This is a genomic window from Lentzea sp. DG1S-22 (genome assembly GCF_036321065.1).
In the GTDB taxonomy this organism is placed as follows: Bacteria; Actinomycetota; Actinomycetes; order Mycobacteriales; family Pseudonocardiaceae; genus Lentzea; species Lentzea jiangxiensis.
On sequence record NZ_CP143276.1, the window covers coordinates 8,045,545 to 8,063,011 of the forward strand.

21 protein-coding genes and 1 pseudogene are annotated in these 17,467 nt (G+C 70.5%); 13 read left to right on the forward strand and 9 right to left on the reverse strand.

The window, feature by feature from the left end; genetic code table 11:
- Nucleotides 1–4: 4 nt before the first annotated feature.
- Complete coding sequence (locus V1227_RS38295) at nt 5–877, reverse strand: S8 family peptidase (protein ID WP_329789976.1); 873 nt, start codon at nt 875–877, stop codon at nt 5–7.
- Between V1227_RS38295 and V1227_RS38300 the strand changes: the two genes are divergently transcribed.
- Nucleotides 863–1,285 (forward strand): hypothetical protein, encoded by a 423-nt coding sequence (locus V1227_RS38300; protein WP_329789977.1) that lies wholly within the window; start codon nt 863–865, stop codon nt 1,283–1,285. The genes V1227_RS38295 and V1227_RS38300 overlap by 15 nt on opposite strands.
- Nucleotides 1,282–3,870 carry a CHAT domain-containing protein gene (locus V1227_RS38305; RefSeq protein WP_329789978.1) on the forward strand — a complete coding sequence of 863 codons (2,589 nt, stop codon included), beginning with the start codon at nt 1,282–1,284 and terminating at the stop codon, nt 3,868–3,870. Before V1227_RS38300 ends, V1227_RS38305 begins: the two co-directional genes overlap by 4 nt.
- A 7-nt stretch (nt 3,871–3,877) precedes the next feature.
- Here V1227_RS38305 and V1227_RS38310 read toward each other — a convergent pair whose 3' ends face one another.
- A complete protein-coding gene (locus tag V1227_RS38310; protein WP_329789979.1) occupies nt 3,878–4,666 on the reverse strand; it encodes a hypothetical protein in 789 nt (262 codons plus the stop codon).
- A 112-nt stretch (nt 4,667–4,778) separates the two neighbouring features.
- Here V1227_RS38310 and V1227_RS38315 point away from each other — a divergent pair, with 112 nt between their 5' ends.
- Together V1227_RS38315 and V1227_RS38320 are read left to right on the forward strand one after the other, a co-directional pair.
- Nucleotides 4,779–4,928 carry a hypothetical protein gene (locus tag V1227_RS38315; protein WP_329789980.1) on the forward strand — a complete coding sequence of 50 codons (150 nt, stop codon included), beginning with the start codon at nt 4,779–4,781 and terminating at the stop codon, nt 4,926–4,928.
- A gap of 118 nt (nt 4,929–5,046) precedes the next feature.
- Nucleotides 5,047–5,292: pseudogene (locus V1227_RS38320) on the forward strand (FAD-linked oxidase C-terminal domain-containing protein); the annotation flags it as partial.
- Here V1227_RS38320 and V1227_RS38325 read toward each other — a convergent pair.
- Nucleotides 5,273–5,545, reverse strand: a complete 273-nt coding sequence (locus V1227_RS38325; RefSeq protein ID WP_329789981.1) for a YggT family protein — start codon at nt 5,543–5,545, stop codon at nt 5,273–5,275. The pseudogene V1227_RS38320 and the gene V1227_RS38325 sit on opposite strands and share 20 nt — an antisense overlap.
- An 84-nt stretch (nt 5,546–5,629) precedes the next feature.
- Here V1227_RS38325 and V1227_RS38330 point away from each other — a divergent pair, with 84 nt between their 5' ends.
- From V1227_RS38330 to V1227_RS38340, 3 genes are all read left to right on the forward strand, one after another.
- The gene (locus V1227_RS38330) at nt 5,630–5,959 is read left to right on the forward strand and encodes a TfoX/Sxy family protein (RefSeq protein ID WP_329789982.1); all 330 of its coding nucleotides are present in this window, start codon (nt 5,630–5,632) and stop codon (nt 5,957–5,959) included.
- Between the two features lie 200 nt (nt 5,960–6,159).
- On the forward strand, nt 6,160–6,606 hold the full coding sequence (locus tag V1227_RS38335) for a nucleoside deaminase (RefSeq protein ID WP_236217736.1): 447 nt from the start codon (nt 6,160–6,162) through the stop codon (nt 6,604–6,606).
- A gap of 9 nt (nt 6,607–6,615) precedes the next feature.
- The gene (locus V1227_RS38340; protein WP_329789984.1) at nt 6,616–7,020 is read left to right on the forward strand and encodes a hypothetical protein; all 405 of its coding nucleotides are present in this window, start codon (nt 6,616–6,618) and stop codon (nt 7,018–7,020) included.
- 2 nt (nt 7,021–7,022) lie between these two features.
- Here V1227_RS38340 and V1227_RS38345 read toward each other — a convergent pair whose 3' ends face one another.
- Genes V1227_RS38345 through V1227_RS38355 form a run of 3 tightly spaced genes read right to left on the reverse strand, consistent with a single transcriptional unit; the run spans nt 7,023 to nt 9,243 of the window.
- The gene (locus tag V1227_RS38345) at nt 7,023–7,385 is read right to left on the reverse strand and encodes an STAS domain-containing protein (protein ID WP_176959980.1); all 363 of its coding nucleotides are present in this window, start codon (nt 7,383–7,385) and stop codon (nt 7,023–7,025) included.
- A 20-nt stretch (nt 7,386–7,405) separates the two neighbouring features.
- Nucleotides 7,406–8,176: a hypothetical protein gene (locus V1227_RS38350; protein WP_329789985.1), complete on the reverse strand. Its 771-nt coding sequence runs from the start codon at nt 8,174–8,176 to the stop codon at nt 7,406–7,408.
- Nucleotides 8,176–9,243: a carboxylate-amine ligase gene (locus V1227_RS38355; protein WP_329789986.1), complete on the reverse strand. Its 1,068-nt coding sequence runs from the start codon at nt 9,241–9,243 to the stop codon at nt 8,176–8,178. The genes V1227_RS38350 and V1227_RS38355 overlap by 1 nt, the downstream gene beginning before the upstream one ends.
- Before the next feature lie 49 nt (nt 9,244–9,292).
- Between V1227_RS38355 and V1227_RS38360 the strand changes: the two genes are divergently transcribed.
- Nucleotides 9,293–10,216 (forward strand): DNA topoisomerase IB, encoded by a 924-nt coding sequence (locus V1227_RS38360; RefSeq protein ID WP_329789987.1) that lies wholly within the window; start codon nt 9,293–9,295, stop codon nt 10,214–10,216.
- Here the strand turns inward: V1227_RS38360 and V1227_RS38365 are convergent.
- Genes V1227_RS38365 through V1227_RS38375 form a run of 3 tightly spaced genes read right to left on the reverse strand, consistent with a single transcriptional unit; the run spans nt 10,203 to nt 11,864 of the window.
- Nucleotides 10,203–10,625: a DUF4383 domain-containing protein gene (locus V1227_RS38365; RefSeq protein ID WP_329789988.1), complete on the reverse strand. Its 423-nt coding sequence runs from the start codon at nt 10,623–10,625 to the stop codon at nt 10,203–10,205. The genes V1227_RS38360 and V1227_RS38365 overlap by 14 nt on opposite strands.
- Before the next feature lie 42 nt (nt 10,626–10,667).
- A complete protein-coding gene (locus V1227_RS38370; RefSeq protein WP_236217723.1) occupies nt 10,668–11,387 on the reverse strand; it encodes a SigB/SigF/SigG family RNA polymerase sigma factor in 720 nt (239 codons plus the stop codon).
- Between the two features lie 12 nt (nt 11,388–11,399).
- Entirely contained in the window at nt 11,400–11,864 is a 465-nt protein-coding gene (locus V1227_RS38375) for an SRPBCC family protein (RefSeq protein ID WP_329789989.1), read from the reverse strand.
- A 224-nt stretch (nt 11,865–12,088) separates the two neighbouring features.
- On the opposite strand from V1227_RS38375, the gene V1227_RS38380 reads away from it, so the two are divergent.
- Genes V1227_RS38380 through V1227_RS38400 form a run of 5 tightly spaced genes read left to right on the forward strand, consistent with a single transcriptional unit; the run spans nt 12,089 to nt 17,462 of the window.
- Nucleotides 12,089–12,862 (forward strand): ABC transporter ATP-binding protein, encoded by a 774-nt coding sequence (locus V1227_RS38380; RefSeq protein WP_329789990.1) that lies wholly within the window; start codon nt 12,089–12,091, stop codon nt 12,860–12,862.
- Nucleotides 12,859–13,638, forward strand: coding sequence for an ABC transporter ATP-binding protein (locus V1227_RS38385; RefSeq protein WP_329789991.1), 780 nt, complete (start codon nt 12,859–12,861; stop codon nt 13,636–13,638). Before V1227_RS38380 ends, V1227_RS38385 begins: the two co-directional genes overlap by 4 nt.
- On the forward strand, nt 13,635–15,485 hold the full coding sequence (locus V1227_RS38390; RefSeq protein WP_329789992.1) for an AMP-dependent synthetase/ligase: 1,851 nt from the start codon (nt 13,635–13,637) through the stop codon (nt 15,483–15,485). Before V1227_RS38385 ends, V1227_RS38390 begins: the two co-directional genes overlap by 4 nt.
- Nucleotides 15,478–16,365 (forward strand): branched-chain amino acid ABC transporter permease, encoded by an 888-nt coding sequence (locus tag V1227_RS38395; protein WP_329789993.1) that lies wholly within the window; start codon nt 15,478–15,480, stop codon nt 16,363–16,365. The genes V1227_RS38390 and V1227_RS38395 overlap by 8 nt, the downstream gene beginning before the upstream one ends.
- Complete coding sequence (locus tag V1227_RS38400; protein ID WP_236217714.1) at nt 16,362–17,462, forward strand: branched-chain amino acid ABC transporter permease; 1,101 nt, start codon at nt 16,362–16,364, stop codon at nt 17,460–17,462. Before V1227_RS38395 ends, V1227_RS38400 begins: the two co-directional genes overlap by 4 nt.
- Nucleotides 17,463–17,467 lie beyond the last annotated feature (5 nt).

Consider the following 17,467-nt stretch of genomic DNA (forward strand, 5'->3'; position numbering starts at 1 on the left):
ACAACTATTCGACAAGAACTCCGTAGCCGGAGTGGAACTCCGGCCCGCTCAACAGTTTGTCACGTGCCTGAGCTGCTGTGACGCCGTCCGCCACCATCGTGGCGGCGATCCTGCCGGTGACCAGCGGGGCGGCGAACGACGTGCCGTACCAGTACGCCCACAGCGCGAACGGCGTCGCGGAGGCCTCGCCCGGCAGCTGCCACTCGCCCTTGAGGTAGGTGGAGGCGCGGTTGCCGATCGCGCACGCGTCGACCCAGTGGCCGAAGTTCGAGTAGGAGGCGGGGGCGAGCGAGCCGTCCCGCTCCTGCTGGGCGGCGGCGACGGCGGTGACCCCGCACAGCGCGGCGGGCCAGCTCGGGCGCTGCGTGCCCTGGTTGCCGGCGGAGGCCACCACGACGACGTCGTCCGGCAGCGCCTCGATGGTGCGCCGCAGCGGTTCGGAGGCCAGGTCGTCCTGGGTGAAGCAGCCGAGGGACAGGTTCAGGAGGTTGATCTTCTTCCGGCCCAGCTCGGTGATCTTGGCGCAGACGCGTTCCTCGTCGCCGAAGCCGTTCGGGTCGAGGCCGGCCTCGGGGTCGAACGTGACGCCGGGGGCCGCGTTCTGGATGACGCCCGCGACGAACGTGCCGTGGCCGCCCTGGAGCGCGAAGTGGTCACCGCTGCTGTAGGCGGCGTCCACGTCGTCGGTCTCCTTGGTGTAGCGGCCGCCGAACCAGTCGGAGTGGTCGCTGTCGGCGCCGGAGGAGATGCCGGTGTCGACGATGCCGACGCGGACGTTCTTGAGGCGCTCGTCGGACTTCGGCGCGGAGACCGGGTCGGCCGGGTGCGGGCGGTCGCCGGGGTTGCCCATGACGAGACCGCCGTGACCGACGACCACGTGGTGCGGCTGCACGAGCGGCACGCGCTCGTTCGGCCACGTCCTCGGGTCGCGCAGGAGGCGCACGATCCGGGGGACGTCCTCGGCGTTGTCCGGCAGCGTCAATCGCGCCAATCCGGCGAATCCCTCGCCCGGCCGCGCGATGATGTTGTTTTCCCGGAGCTTTTCCGCGACGCGTTGTTGGTCCTCCGCCGCGACGAGCAGCTGGCCGGGTCGATAAAGGAATTCACGCCCGCGTTCGGCGTGGAAGCTGATGTTCTTGTCCTCGGCGATGAGCTGCAGGAAAGCTCTTTGGTAAAGCTCCGCGCTTTCTGGCGATTTCGACACCACGGCCTCACTAAAGCAGCGTTGACGGGCACCCCGACCGAGCTTGATCAAGCTACCACAACGGATAAAGTGTCGCCGTGACCGACTTTTGTGCGGAGGACGCGCTGGAGGCCAGGCAGCGCAACCCGCGCGAGGCCGTGGAGATGGCCCGCGCTGTCCTCCGTGCGACCACCGACCGCTCGGAGCGGGCGATCGCCGAGCGCGCCATCGGCCTCGCGCTGCGGGAGATGCACGACTTCCCCGCGGCGGTGAGGCACCTGCGCCGTTCGATCAGGATCGCCACCGAGGCTTCGCTGCCCCGGTTGTCCGCCCTGGCGCAGATGAGCCTCGCGTGGGTGCTCGCCTACACGGGCAAGCAGAAGCAGGCGCTGCGGTTGCTGGACGACGCCATGCCGTCGCTGACCGGTGCCGACTCGGTGGCGGCGTTGATGCAGCGCGGAGTCGTGTTCCACTACCTCACCCGGTACGACGACGCGCAGCGCGACTACACGGCGGCCATCGCCGGCGCGCGGCGCGTGGGCGACCAGCTCGTCGAAGCGCGCGCTCTCAACAACCGCGGCCTCGTGCGCGCATACGTGGGGAACATGCGTGAGGCGTCGGCCGACTTCGCCCTGGCCGCCTCGTTGCTGGGGGAGCTGGGGCAGGAGCTCGGCGTCGCCGACGTCAACTGGAACGCCGGCATCATGGCGACGCGGGGTGGTGACGTCCCGGCCGCGCTGTCGCTGTTCGACCGGGCCGAGGGGGTCTACCGCCGCCTCGACGTGGTGCGCCCGGTGCTCCTGGTCAACCGCCTGGAGCTGCTCGTCTCGGTGCCGCTGCTCGACGAGGCCCGTGCCGCCGCCGACCGCGCGATCACCGAGCTGAAGGCGTTGAAGAACCCGCTGGGCGTCTCGGAGGCGTTGTACTTCCGCGCCCGCATCGCGTTGCTGGACGACGATCCCGACGCGGCCAACTCCTTCGCCGCCGAGGCGCGCCGCCGGTTCCGCCGCGAGCAGCGCCTGCTGTGGGCGGCCGGCGCCCGTTACCTCGAACTGCACGCGGCGGTGCTGCGCGGTGACCGCTCACGTCCGCTGCGGCTCGCGTTGTCGCGGGTGGCGGCCGAGCTGGACGCGGTGGACTGGCGGCTGCCCGCTCTGGAAGCGCGCATCGACGCCGGTCTGGTCGCCGCCGACCTCGGCCACCGCGCCCGCGCCGTCGCCGAGCTGTCCGCGGCCGCTGCGGCGCGCCGGCGCGGCCCGGCCGGGCTGCGGGTGCGCGGCTGGTACGCGGAAGCGTTGCGGCGCAAGCTTTCCGGCGACATCAGGGGCACCTCGTCGGCTCTGCGGCGGGGCATCGGGCTGCTCGACGAGTACCGGGTGTCGCTGGGCGCCGCCGAGCTGCGCGCGTCGACGGGCGTGCAGGGCCAGGCGCTGGCGCTGGAGGGCCTGCGGCTGGCCGTCGCCTCCGGCAACGCGGCTCGGGTGCTGTCGTGGACCGAGAGCTGGCGCGCCGGCGCGCTGCGGATGAAGTCCGTGTCGCCGCCCGACGACCCGCGCCTGGAGGACGCGCTGGCGTCGTTGCGCGCGGTGTCCGCCGACGTCGAGTCCGCCGTGCTGGCAGGGAAGCCCGCGGGGTCGTTGCGCGGTCAGCTCGTGCGGGCCGAGCAGCGCGTGCGCGACCTGACCCGGCAGATGTCCGGTGAGGTGTCGGTCTTCAAACCGCCGTCGGTCGCGGCACTGGGATCGGCTCTCGGGTCGTCGGCGCTGATCGAGTTCGTGGAGTACGACGGTGAGCTGATGGCCGTGGTGCTCGCCGGCGGTCGCGCCTCGCTGCACCCGCTGGGGCCGGTGGAGGAGGTGGTGCGCGAGATCCGGTTGCTGCGCTTCGCCCTGCACAGGCTGGTGACGCTGCCCCCCGCGCTGCCGAACCTGGCGGTGGCCCGCTCGTCGGCCTCCCACGCCGCCTCCCTGCTGGCGCGGCGGCTGCTCGACCCGCTGGCGCGGCGGATCGACGGGCGGCCCCTGGTGGTCGTGCCGGCCGGTGCCCTGAACGGCCTGCCGTGGGCCGTCCTGAACCGGCAGGTGACCGTCGCGCCGTCCGCGTCGGTGTGGCTGCGCGCGTGCTCCGTGGCGGACGCCCCGGGCGAGGCCGTGCTCGCCGCCGGCCCGCGCGTGGCCGCCGCGCCGGCCGAGATCAGGGCCATCAGCGAGCACGTGCCGGGCCGCGTCCTGGTGGAGTCCGGGGCGACCGTCGGCGCGGTGTCGTCCGCAATGGACGGTGCCGCCTTGGCGCACATCGCCGCGCACGGCTCGTTCCGCGTCGACAACCCGTTGTTCTCGGCTCTGGAACTGGCCGACGGCCCGTTGACCGTCTACGACATCGAGCGGCTGCGCCGCCCGCCGACCAGGGTGGTGCTGTCGGCCTGCGACACGGGGCAGTCCGCCGTCCGGCCCGGCGACGAGCTGATGGGCTTCACGGCGGCGCTGCTCGGGCTGGGCACGCGGACGCTGATCGCCCCGGTCGTCCCCGTGCCGACCGACGGGACCGCGCCGGTGATGGTGGAGCTGCACCGGAAGCTGGCGGCGGGGACGGCTCCGGCCGAGGCGTTGGCCGCGGTGCAGCGGGCTGCCGCGGACGATGCCGCTTATGCGGCGGCTGTGGGATTCGTGTGCTTCGGGGCCGGTTAGGCCTCCGTCACTTCGGCGGCGGCGTCTTGTGCAGCGCCAGCGCGCTGGCACCCGAACACCCCAGCTCGCCGGGCTGCGTCTGCACGCGCGGCGGGTACCAGGCGGCGACCGTTCCGTCCGCTAGGCGCACGCCCGCGAGGCACGAGCCGCCGCCCTTCGCGATGACGCCGACGTTGCCGTCCCGGACGAACGCGTCGAGGTGCGGGGTGACCCAGGGGAGCCCGGTCTGCTCGTCCACCGGCACGGGCGGGAGCTTCGCGCGCAACGCCGCGAGCACCTCGTCCTGCGTCGGTGCGGCCGGTAGCTCGGTGAGGATCGTCTTGAGGGCGTCCGGGTAAGCGGGTGGCACGCCGGTCTTCTGCGCCGGTGGCGGGACGATCGGCTGCGCGCCGGCGGGGCAGTGGACGCGCTCGGGGCCGCCTTCGGTGACGCCGTGGTAGGTGAAGTCGGCTCGGTAGCACGCCGTCACGGGGTCCTCCTCCCAGAGCCGCCAGGGCTGGTGGGACTCGGAGGTGCCGGGGTCGAAGACGCGGAACAGCAGGCTGGCGCGGACCTTCGTGCCGTCGCTCGTGGGGCTGCCGGTGATCTCCAGGACGGCGAAGTACTTCGGGTCGCCGTTGCCCTCCAGCGCCGCGCGGGCGTAGGCGTTCGCGTCGGCGCCCACCGGGTAGCCGATGCGTTCGGCGACCTTCCTGGCTTTCTCGTCGGTGGTGCTGTTGCCGTCGGGACGGGTGACGACGAACGCCGTCACGCCGAGCACCGCGGTCAGCAGAAGAACGGCCCCCCATGCCTTCATGGCCCCGACGGTAGCGGCGTGGTCGCCGCGGGGGCCAGGAGTAGTTGTACTCAGGTCGTTCCAGAACGTCGGCGTTTCGCTTGTGGTTGCTCGCCATGACAACGAGGTCGTGGTGGGGCTGGGCACCGTCGAGGACGCCGTCACGCCGGAGGAACGCCGCGCGCTGGCCGAGCGGATCCGGGCGGTGCTGCCGGACGCGGACCTGACGTTCCACGCGCCACCGGATCCCGCCTCGCTCGACGGCGCGGAGCCGTCCGGGTAGACGTGCGTGAAGCGGCACGTGACGATGCCGGCGCCGCACACCTCCCGCAACACCTCGGTGGCCTCCGCGACGACGGACGCGTGCAGTCCGGGGAAGCGGTCCCACGTGGTACTACGGCGTCTACGCGCCCGGCCGCTGGGGCAGCCTCACCGCGCAGTGGGACGAGATCAAGGCCGCGGTGTCCGAGGCGTTGCTGGGCGCGGGCGGCACGATCACGCACCACCACGCCGTGGGCCGCGACCACCTGCCCTGGTGCACCCGTCAGCGCCCGGACGCCTTCGGCGCGGCCCTGTCCGGTGCGAAGGCCGCGCTCGACCCCGTCGGAGTGCTCAACCCCGGCGTCCTCACCACACGACCGACCTGAGGATCAGCGCCGCGATGAACACCACCGTGAACGCCAGGTCCAGCCCGAACCCGCCGAACCGCACGGGCGGCAGCACCTTGCGCACCGGTGAGAGCACGGGCTCGGTGACGCCGTGCGTCACGCGACGCACCTTCCACACCCAGTCACCCCGCGCCTGCAGCGTGACCGCCCAGTCGACGATCATCCGGCCGATCATCACGAGGATGAACAGCGTCAGCAGCCAACCGAGGATCCAGCCGACCAAGCCGAACAAGAGGGCCTCCTTGTGTCCTGTACGTCCATGAAGCCACACGAAACTGAGAGGCGCCTGGCAACTCGCTGAGACAGTATTCAGCGCATGGCGTACGACGAGGGCCTGGCCCACCGCCTGGGGGAGTCGCTGGGCGACCTCCCGGACCTGAGCACCAGGAAGATGTTCGGCAGCCTCGTGTTCCTGTGGCGCGGGAACATGCTGGTCGGAGCCCTGGGTTCCGACCTGATCGCGCGCGTCGGACCGGAGGCGCAGGCCGACGCGCTGGCGCAGCCGGGTGCCCGCGTCTTCGACTTCACCGGACGGCCGATGAACGGCTGGGTGGTCGTGGACGGGGAGGCGGTGGCGGAGGACGAGGCGCTGGAGGAGTGGGTCGGGCGGTGCCGCGAGTTCGTGGAAGCGCTGCCACCGAAGTGAGCCGGCTGGACGAGGTCCGCGCGGCGCTGGACGGGTGGCCCCTCCCCGGCACCGCGACGACGTGCGCCATCGGCACGGCCGGGAGCAGGAGTGTCCACAAAGGTCACGCCGACCGGGGTGCGGCTTCCCGCACCGGTGGAGCCGCCGGAGCGGCACGTCGATGACGGTGGAGTCGGTCAGGACGAAGTAGCTTGGGTCGCATGACTTCCGCTGAGGACATGCTGGCCGTCGCCGTCGAAGAGGCGCGGACGGGACTCGCCGAGGGCGGTGTTCCCATCGGCGCGGCGCTCTTCGACGGCGACGGCCGTCTGCTGGGCCGGGGCCGCAACCGCCGCGTGCAGGACGGCGACGCCTCCATGCACGCGGAGACCTCGGCCTTCCGCAACGCCGGGCGCCAGCGCGGCTACCGCGGCACGACCATGGTCACCACCCTGTCGCCGTGCTGGTACTGCAGCGGCCTGGTCCGCCAGTTCGGCATCTCGAACGTGCTGATCGGCGAGGCCACGACGTTCCACGGCGGTCACGACTGGCTCGCCGAGCACGGCGTGGGCATCACCGTCGTCGAGGACCCCGCGCTGATCGAGCTGATGACGACGTTCATCGCCGAACGCCCCGAGCTCTGGTACGAGGACATCGGCCGGGATTAGCGTGGAGGCATGGCTTCTGTGCTGATCGCCGGTGCGGACCCCGGCGGGCTGGCCGGTCTGCTGGAGCAGGCCGGCCACACGGTCCGGCTCGCGCCGCTCGACGCCGCCCCCGGTGAGCCGGTGGCGGGGGAGCCGGACGAGCTGGACGTGCTGATCAACACCGCGGGTCTCGCGCCGGAGACGTTCGAGGCGAAGGTCGCGGGACTCGCCCGGGCCCTGCAGGCTCACCTGCCGGCGCTCGAACGGTCCGCGGCCCCGGTGGTCGTCAACGTCAGCGACCCGGGGTCACCGCTGTCCGAGGCGGCGGCCAGGGTGGTGGCGGTCGAGTACGCGAAGGCGTTCCCCGGGGTGCGGATCAGCACCGCCGGGGAGGACGCCGAGAGCATCGTGCGGGTGGTGGGGCGGGAACCGTAGCGTCAGCCGGCGTAGCGCGCGAGCGCCTCGTCCACCGAGCCGACGATCGTGAACACCGAGTCGAGCCCGGTCGCCTCGATCGGGCGCAGCGCGGCGCGCGACGACGCCACCACGACGAACTCGACGCCGGTCTTCGTCGCGCGCTGCTGTCCCAGGACGAGGGCCTCGAGGCCCGCGGAGCCGAGGAAGCGGACGCCGCCGAGGTCCACGACGACGGCTCGCGCGCCCGCCACCACGTGGTTGTCGAGCGGGCCGGTGAGTTCGCTGCTGGACGTGGTGTCGAGCTCGCCCGAGACGTGCAGCACGACGACGTCCTGAGTGGTCCGGTCGGCGACCACGGTGGCCAGAGCGGTGGGGTCGGGCACGCTGTCTCCCTTCAAAAGCTTCAGCACCCCACGTTAACAACGCGGCCCGGCGAGAGCGACCAACGCCCCCTCAGCGAGGGGCGGCCTGCCTGCACGGACGCGTGGACGTGCTGCGTGAGCCGGGCGTGCAGTTCGTGGCAGACGGTGAAGCCGAGGCGCACGTCCTCCGGCGGCCACTGCACGGGCAGCAGCTGCGCGAACGGGTCGCCGCCGATGGTGTCGACCGCGGTCAGGAAGCCGACCAGGGCTCCGACCAGGCGCTGGTGCAGGCCGAACAGCGACAGGGCGTTCACCAGGGCGAGGGTGGGGGCGGGCATCTCGTCGACGCCGGTGGACGGCGCGACGTCGCGCAGCGTCACCGTGAACAGCACCGAACGGGTGCGTTCGGAACGGGTGCCGTAGGCGTCGCCCTGGATGTCGCGCAGCACCGAGCGCATCTCGCGGCGCGGCCGCCAGAACGCGTGGTGCCGGCGCAGCTCCGCGCGGCCCTCGTCGGTCAGGGCGGCGGGGGTGGTCGTCCCGGTCAGCGCGCGCAGCGCCGACTCCCAGCGCTGCTCCAGCGCCGCGTGGAACTGGGCGAGCGCGGGGTGGTCCTCCCAGCCCGCGGCGACGTCGTCGAAGCCGCGCGTCCGCAGCTCGTAGCAGACCCACAGCGAGAGCTGCAGGTCGTCGTCCGCCCACGCGTCCCTGGTGCCGCCGCTGACGAGCAGCGCGGGCCGGGGCAGGGGTGGCCGCCGCAGCTCGGCGATGAGGGCGGAGCTCATGTGGCCGCGGGGAGCGGGCAGGCGCATCAGGTTTCCTCACGCGTTCGGGCGATCAGCAGGTCCACAAGGGACTCGGGGTCCGGGCAGCGCCGTTGCCGAGCGGCACCGCAGCCGTTGTGGCGCAGCCAGTCGATTTGCCGCTCCACAGTAGACAGAGTGCCTCGGTCGCGCAGCGCGACCCCGACGTGCTCGACGAGTGACACCGCCCGGTCGAACGCGGGGGAGAGCTTGCCGGTGCGCGGATCGGCGGCCAGTCCGTCGACCCCGTCGCGCGACGCCCGCCAACATGCCGCCCGCAGCACGGAATCGTCCACCCCCCGTTCGGAGGGTTCCGTCACGACGAGGGCGCGGACCAGCTCCGCGAAGACCGAGACCTCCGTCGCCAGCTGGGGGATGTCGGCGACGCGCACCTCGACCGTCGGGTGCTCCGCGGACGGCCGGACGTCCCAGTACACCATCGCCCTGTCCATCAGCGCTTCCGAGTTGATCAACGCCTGGACGGTCCGGTCGTAGTGCTCGGGCCCGTCCCAGTGCGGCGGTGGCCCGCTCACCGGCCACCGCGACCACACCATCGACCGCCAGCTCGCGTACCCGGTGTCCTCGCCGAGGTAGTACGGGGAGTTCGCGCTCAGCGCGAGCAACGTCGGCAGCCACGGGCGCAGCTTGTTCGACGCCGCAAGGGCTTCGCCCTTCGACGGGACACCGACGTGCACGTGCAGTCCGCACGCGCCTGTGCCGGCCACGAGACGGCGGTGGGAGTACTCGATCCGGTGATAGCGGGGGTCATCCGATCCGGGAGGGGGCCCGGCTTCGCCGATCGGCGGCATGCCCGTCGCCACGAGCCGGCAGCCCGCGGCGTCGGCGGCGTCGACCAGCGCCCGCCTGCCCTGCCGCACCTGCTCGTCGAGCTCCTCGAACGTGGACGTGACCCCGGTGGCCACCTCGATCTGGAACGGCGTCAGCTCACCCTGGACGTCCAGGTCACCGGGCGCGCGGGAGATCTCCCGCACCCGCGGTGCCAGCGCCACCGGACGCCGCGACTCGGGATCGACGAGGAGGAACTCCTGTTCCACGCCGACCGTGTAGTGATTCATCGGCGAGCGGGTACCCGCGTCTCGTGCTGATCAACCTCGGAGTGACCACATGAGACTGCGCCGCAGCGACCCGGCGGGGCAGGGCTGGACCCGCCGCCGTCAGGGCAAGGGTTTCCGCTACCTCGACGCGCAGGGTCAGCCTCTGGCCCCCGAGGACGTCGCACGGGTGAAAGCCCTGGTCATCCCACCTGCGTGGCGGGAGGTGTGGATCTGCCCGCACCCGAGGGGGCACATCCAGGCCGTCGGCTACGACGACGCCGGACGCCGCCAGTACCTCTACCACGAGCAGTGGCGCGTCGAGCGCGACGCGGAGAAGTTCGACCGCGTCCTCGAGCTCGCGCCGAAGCTGAAGGGGTTCCGCGAGCAGATCGCGCGGGACATGAAGACGCGCGGGCGGCTGCGGTTGCTCGCCATCGCGCTGCGGATGCTCGACCTCGGCATCTTCCGCGTGGGCCACGAGCAGTACGTGGACGAGAACGGCACCCACGGCGTCGCCACCCTGCTCTGCGAGCACGTGAGCGTCCGGGGCAGCCGGATCCACTTCCACTTCCCGGCCAAGTCCGGCGTCCAGGTCGACGAGGAGATCACCGACCCCGAGCTCGCGAGGGCGCTCAGGTCGCTGCTGCGGGGCAAGACGCCGGACTGCCGCGTCTTCGACATCACCGCCGACGACCTCAACGAGCGCTTCCGGGAGCTGGTCGGCGACGAGTTCAGCGTGAAGGACCTCCGCACCTGGCGTGCCACGGTGTTCGCCGCCCAGGCCTTCGCCGCGGTGCTGGCCGAGCGGGGCAGGCCGTCGCAGCGGGCCGTCAGCTCCGTGATGAAGGGGGTCTCCGAGCAACTGGGCAACACGGCGGCCGTGGTCAGGAAGTCCTACGTCGACCCGCGCCTGGTCGAGGCGTTCGAGCACGGCGAGGTCATCGGGCGGGGTGACCCGGAGCGGGCCGTCCACAGGCTGCTCAAGCAGGCTTGACGGCCGCCCGGTCGCACTGGCGGCACCACACGGCACCCTGTGCCGCCGCCAGTGCGGCGAAGCCGGTGAAGAGGTGCAGCGCGTTGCTGCCGGCGTTGACGTTCAGGAAGTTCACGACCTGCTCGTCGTAGCGGGCCATGCCGAACCCGAACAGCACCAGGTACAGCACCGCCACGAGGAGCGCGGTGCTGCTCAACGCCTTGAGCCTCGGGAACGCGAACAGCAGGGCGGCGCCGGACACCAGGTGGAGGACGTTCTGCAACGGGTTCACGCGCAGGCCCAGGACCCAGGTGTTCGCCTCACCCGCGAAGTTCGAGAAGCCGGTGACGGCGAACCCGGCCAGGCCCCAGAGCACCAGCAGCGCGCCGGTGCCGATCGCGAGCTTCTGGGGCCACCGCAGGCGGTTCATGAGATCAGTATCACCAGTACCGGACATTCCCGCTCACTCGTTTCACTCCTCCGCCAGCAGGTCGTGCCGCAGCTGCTCCAGCGACTTCGTGAGCAGGCGCGACACGTGCATCTGGGAGATGCCGACGCGGCGGGCGATCTCGGTCTGGGTCAACCGGCCGAAGAACCTCAGGACCACGATGGTCCGTTCCCGCCGGGGAAGGCCCCGCAGCATGGGCTGCAGGGCCTCGTGGATCTCGACCCCCTCGAGGGCGGGGTCGTCGACGGTCGACCCTTCCAGCGAGTCGAGGGGCGCGAACGCGATGTTCTTCTCGATCCGCAGGCCCTCGTACACGTCGCTGATGGGCATCCCCAGGTGCCGGGCGATCTCGGAGGGGGTGGGCGAGCGCCCGGTGCGGTGCGACAGCTCGGCGGTGGCCCCGTCGATCGCGTCGCACAGTTCCTTCAACCTCCTCGGCACCCGGACCGCCCAGCACTGGTCGCGGAAGTGCCTGCGCACCTCGCCGGTGATCGTGGGCACGGCGTAGGACAGGAAGTCCGTCTGCCGGCCCACGTCGAACCGGTCGATCGCGTTGATCAGGCCCACTGCGGCGACCTGGGCCAGGTCCTCCATCGGCTCGCCGCGTTCGCTGAAGCGGCGGGCGATGTGCCGGGCGAGCGGGAGGTACTCGCGCACCAGCCGGTCCCGCAGCGCGTAGTAGCGCGGCGAGTCGCGGCTGGTGCGGGCGAGTTCCTCAAACGCCGCGTGCTGGTCTGGCGTCAACGCGCACCGCGATCAGACCTGGGGCGGTGGCGTCACGTCGCCACGCCACGCGCCGGTCTCCGTGCCGCGGTTCTCGATGAACTCCTTGAACCGCTTCAGGTCTCCCTCGACCCGGTGGCCCACGACGCCGAGCGCGGCACCCGCCTTCTCGGTCAGGGTCTCCGGCTCGTACTCCATCTGGAGGTGGACGCGCGTCGTGTCGTTGTCGATGCGGTGGAAGGTGACCACACCCGCCTGCGACGGGCCCCCGACCGTGGTCCACGCGACCCGCTCGTCCGGGTGCTGCTCGGTGATCTCCGCATCGAACTCGCGGACGACACCACCGATCTTCGTGGTCCAGTGCGTCATCGTCGGCGTGATCTGGTCGATCTTCTCGACGCCGTCCATGAACGCCGGGAAGGATTCGAACTGGGTCCACTGGTTGTAAGCGGTGCTCACGGGCACGTGGACGTCCACCGACTTCTCAATGGTGGTCACGAAACCTCCTCCTTCGATGTCTGTCAACTGTGTCGAGAAGTGAGTACCCGTGTAACGCGCTGTTACACATCGGTGGCAAGTCTGAAGTGGACAGTCACGCAGAGTGTCGGAACGCTTGCGATCTGCGCATCACGAAATCACCCGTAGTGGTCACACGGCTCTGTGATCCAAGTCTCACGAGCTGCATACTGCTCGGTATGTCAGGAGCCCCCTAGGAGGCGCTGGTGCTCGAGGCGAACAACCTTGAGGTTGTCTACGACGACGTGATGCTGGTGCTCCGGGGCGTGAGCCTGCAGGTGCCCCAGGGCAAGGTCGTCGCCCTGCTCGGAGCCAACGGAGCTGGGAAAACGACGTTGATGAGGGCCTTCAGCGGCCTCCTCGACGTGCACGACGGCAAGGTCACCAAGGGCTCGATCACGCTCGACGGTGAACCGATCCACCGCCTCTCCCCGGCGAAGATCGCCGACAGGGGCGTCAAGCAGGCGCTCGAGGGACGCAGGATCCTGTCCGAGCTGACCGTCGAGGAGAACCTGAAGGTCGGTGGTCACGCCAGGCCGAAGAACCTGAAGCGGAACCTGGACCGGTGCTACGAACTGTTCCCGCTGCTGCTCGAACGGCGAAGACAGAGCGCGGGCTACCTGTCCGGCGGTGAGCAGCAGATGCTCTCGATCGGCAGGGCGCTGATGTCCGAACCGTCCTACCTGCTGCTCGACGAGCCCAGCCTCGGTCTCGCGCCGTTGCTCGTGCAGCAGATACGCGACCTCGTCGTGAAGATCAACGAACAGGGCACGACGGTCCTGCTGGTCGAGCAGAACGCCAGCATGGCGCTGTCCATCGCCGACCACGGCTACGTGCTGGAGACCGGCAAGGTCGTGATGGACAAGCCCGCCGCGGCGTTGCTCGCCGACGACGACATCCGCGAGTTCTACCTGGGACTCGGCACCTCCTCGTTCCGTGCGGTCAAGCACTACAAGCGCAGGAAGCGGTGGCTGTCATGAGCGTTCTCGAGGTCACCGACGTCCGGCTCGCGTTCAACGGGGTGGTGGCCGTCGACGGGGTGTCGTTCAGCGTCGAGGAGGGCGAGCTCTTCGCCGTCATCGGCCCGAACGGCGCCGGCAAGACGTCCATCTTCAACGTCCTGAGCGGTGTCTACCGGCCGCAGCGGGGCACCGTGCGGTTCCACGACCGGGAGCTGGTCGGCATGCGGCCCCACCGCATCGCCGCGCTGGGCATGGCCCGCACGTTCCAGAACATCGAGCTGTTCTCCCACCTCACCGTCGTCGACAACCTCATGCTCGGTCGCCACAACCACATGGGGTACGGCGCGCTGTCCGCGTTCTTCTGGCTCGGCAGGCCCCGCCGGGAGGAGCTGGAGAACAGGGCGGCCGTCGAGGACGTCATCGACTTCCTGGAGCTGGAGCAGTGGCGCCGGTTCCCGGTCGGCCTGCTGCCCTACGGCGTGCAGAAGCGCGTCGAGCTGGGCAGGGCGCTCGCGATGCAGCCGAAGCTGCTCCTGCTCGACGAGCCGGTCGCGGGCATGAACGTCGAGGAGACCGAGGACATGGCCCGGTTCGTCCTCGACGTCCGCGAGGAGCTCGGCATCCCGATGATCATGGTGGAGCACGACATGGGCCTCGTGATGGACCTCGCCGACCGCGTGATGGTCATGGACTTCGGCCGCCCCATCCGCACCGGCACGCCGGCGGAGGTGCAGCAGGACCCCGACGTCATCCGCGCGTACCTCGGCGAGCAGCACAAGAGCGTGACGTCATGACCCGCTCCGGAACGACCACCACGGTCGTCACGCGGGTGAAGGACCGCGCCGAGCGCACGCCCGACAAGATCGCGTTGCGGGCCAAGGACTTCGGCATCTGGCAGGAGGTCAGCTGGTCCGGCTACTGGTCGAACGTCGAGCTGGTCGGGCACGCCCTGCTGGCCCTCGGTCTCCAGCCGGGGGACCGGGTCGCGATCCACTCCGAGAACCGGCGCGAATGGCTCTACGCCGACCTCGGCACCGTCGCCGCCCGCGGCATCACGGTCGGCCTCTACCCCACGAACCCGGCGTCCGAGGTCGCGTACCTGCTGTCGCACTCCGGCGCGCGCATCCTCATCGCGGAGGACCAGGAACAGGTCGACAAGGCGTTGCTCGTGCTGGAGGACACGCCCGACCTCGAATGGATCGTCCACGTCGAGCCGCGCGGCATCCGGGGGCGCTACGACAACCCGAAGCTGCTGGCGTGGGAGGACTTCCTGGCGCTCGGCGCGTCGCACCGCGACGAGTTCCCCGGCGAGCTCGCGCGGCGGATGGCGGAGACCGGGCCGGACGACGTCATGACGTTGATCTACACCTCCGGCACCACCGGGCCCCCCAAAGGCGCGATGCTCACCGTCGCGAACGTCGAGTTCGCCGTCCAGGTGCTGGTGGAGGGCGGCGGGTTCACCTCGCCCCCGCCGTCCCCCGCCGACGTCACGCTGTCCTACCTGCCGCTGTGCCACGTGGCCGAACGCATCTTCACCACCTGGTTCAGCGCGGCCAGCGGCGTGCAGGTCCACTTCGCCGAGTCGATCGAGACGGTGCAGGCGAACCTGCGCGAGGTGCAGCCGACGATCCTGTTCGGCGTGCCGCGCATCTGGGAGAAGGTGCTGGCGGGCGTCAAGATCGGCGTCTCCAGCGCGTCCTGGCTCAAGCGCTCGGTCACCCGGTTCTGGCTGACCCGCGCCGAGTCCATCGGCGAGACGCTGGTGCGGACGGGCGGCAAGCACACCGCGGGCAGCAGAGCCCTCTACGCGGTGGGCTGGCTGTTCTGCTTCCGCGCCCTGAAGGCCAGGATCGGCATGCGGCACGTCCGGTACGCGGCGTCCGGTGCCGCCCCGATCGCGCCGGACGTGCTGAAGTTCTTCATGGGCATCGGGGTTCCGATGCACGAGGTCTACGGCATGACCGAGAACACCGCCGTGGCGACGGGCAACAGGCCGGGGCGGGTCAAGGTCGGCACGGTCGGCGAGCCGCAGCCCGGCACCGAGCTGCGGATCGACGAGGACACCGGCGAGATCCTCACCAGGCACGGCGGCACGTTCGCGGGCTACTGGCGCGATCCCGAGTCGACGCGACGGGTGCTGACCGACGGCTGGCTGCACACCGGTGACGTCGGCGAGTGGGTCGACGGCACGCACGTGAAGATCACCGATCGGATGAAGGACATCATCATCACCGCGGGCGGCAAGAACATCGCGCCGTCGGAGCTCGAGAACGCGCTGAAGACCTCCCCGTACATCAAGGAAGCCGTGGTGATCGGCGACCAGCGGGCGTACCTCGTGGCGTTGATCGGCATCGAGTACGAGACCGTCGGGCACTGGGCCCAGCAGCGCAAGATCCCCTACACCACCTACCGAGACCTTTCGGAGAAGGCGGAGGTCCAGGAGCTGGTGCAGAACGTCGTGACCGAGGTGAACGGCAGGTTCGCCCAGGTCGAGCAGATCAAGAAGTTCCGGATGTTCCCCAAGGAGCTCGACCACTCCGACGGCGAGCTCACAGCCACTCAGAAGGTCAAGAGATCCGCTCTGGGCAAGATGTTCGGCGATCTCGTGGACTCCATGTACGGAGGAGCGCCCCGTGGATGAGTTCCTCCAGTCGTTGATCCGCGGCCTCGGCAACGGGTCCATCTACTCGCTGCTCGCGCTCGGCTTCGTGATCATCTACAAGTCGACTCAGGTGATCAGCTTCGCTCAGCCGGCGTTCATGCTGGCCGGCGCGGTGCTGGTCTCGTACCTCGCGCCCGCGGTGTCGTTCTTCGGGGCGGTGCTCGTGGCCGCCGCGGTGATCGCCGTGCTGGCGTTGGGCGTCGAACGCACCGTGCTGCGGCCGATGGTCGGCAAGCCGGTGTTCGTGGTCGCGATCATCACCATCGGCGTGGACGTCGTGGTCAGGGTCGTGACGAACGCGTTCATCGGGCTCGACGTGCGCCAGGTCGGCGACCCGTGGGGCCTCGACACCATCAGCTTCCTCGGCGCCGAGGTGCAGCAGCGGTACCTCGTGATGATCGCGACGACCGCGGTCGTGACGACGGCGCTGTTCCTGTTCTTCCGGTACTCGCGGATCGGGCTCGCCATGCGGGCGGTCGCCTACGACCAGGAGGTCGCGCTGGCGCAGGGGATCTCGGTCGGGTCGGTGTTCGCGCTGTCGTGGGCGCTGGCGGGCGGCCTCGCCGCGCTGGCCGGCGTGTTCGTGGCGACGGGCGCCGGCGTCGACCAGCAGCTGTGGATCGTGGCGCTCAAGGCTTTGCCCGCGATCATCCTCGGCGGCCTCGAGTCGCTCGGGGGCGCGGTGGTCGGCGGGCTCGCGGTCGGGGTCGTCGAGTCGCTCTTCGGCACCTACCAGGGTGACTTCGCGCCCTGGCTCGGACCGAACTTCGGCCTCGTCGCGCCGTACGCGTTGATGTTGCTCGTGTTGCTCGTCAGACCGTACGGGTTGTTCGGCAAGCGGGAGGTGGAACGGCTGTGAAAGGTCGTCCGGAGCTCTACACCTCCTACGCCCAGGACATGGCGTTCCTGAACACGCGGCCCAAACGCGCGTGGTCGGGCGGTCTCGTCGTCCTGGCCCTGCTGGTCCCCTTCCTCATCACCGACGACCTGCTGCAGTTGCTCGCGACCGGGTTCGTGGCGGCGATCGGGGCGATCGGGCTCAACATCGTGACGGGGTACGCGGGCCAGGTCTCCCTGGGCCACGCGTTCTTCCTCGCGATCGGCGCCTACACGGGTGCCGCGCTGTCCGGCTCGGAGACGGGCCGGGTCATCGGGTTCGGCATCACGTCGCTGCCGATCTGGCTGCTGGCCTCCGGTCTCGTGGCCGCGTTCTTCGGCGTGCTGGTGGCGCCGGTGGCGGTGCGGTTGCGGGGCCTCTACCTCGCGATCGTGACGCTGGGCCTGGTCTTCCTGGGAGAGCACGTGTTCCGGGAGTGGACGTCGCTGACCGGCGGTCCCGGGGTCGGTCGTCCCGCCGCGGTGCCCGAGCTCTTCGGGGTGCGGCTGGACCGCGACAACGCGGTGTTCACGGCCGCGCAGCAGCTCTACCTCCTCATGTTCGTGCTGCTGGTGATCTTCGCCGTGCTGGCGCGGAACCTGGTCCGCTCGCGGGTGGGCCGGGCGTTCGCGGCGGTGCGGGACCGGGACCTGGCCGCGTCGGTGATCGGCGTGGACCTCACGAGGTACAAGGTGCTGGCGTTCGCGGTGTCCTCGTTCTACGCGGGTGTCGCGGGTGCGTTGCTGTTCGTGGTGAACGGGTTCTTCGACCCCGGCTCGTTCAACCTGCTGTTGTCAGTGCAGTACATCGCGATGGTGCTCATCGGCGGCGCGGGCACCATCTCCGGAGCGGTCATGGGCGCGCTCTTCATCACGCTGCTGCCACGCATCACCAGGGAACTGCCCGCGGTGCTGCCGTTCATCAGTGGTGACGCGACCGGCGCGTTCACGGTCTTCCAGTTGGAGGCCGTGCTCTACGGCGTGCTCATCATCGTGTTCCTCATCGTCGAGCCACGAGGTTTGTTCGGCATCTGGGTCCGCGTCCGCAACTACTGGCGCACCTGGCCGTTCTCGTACTGAGGAGA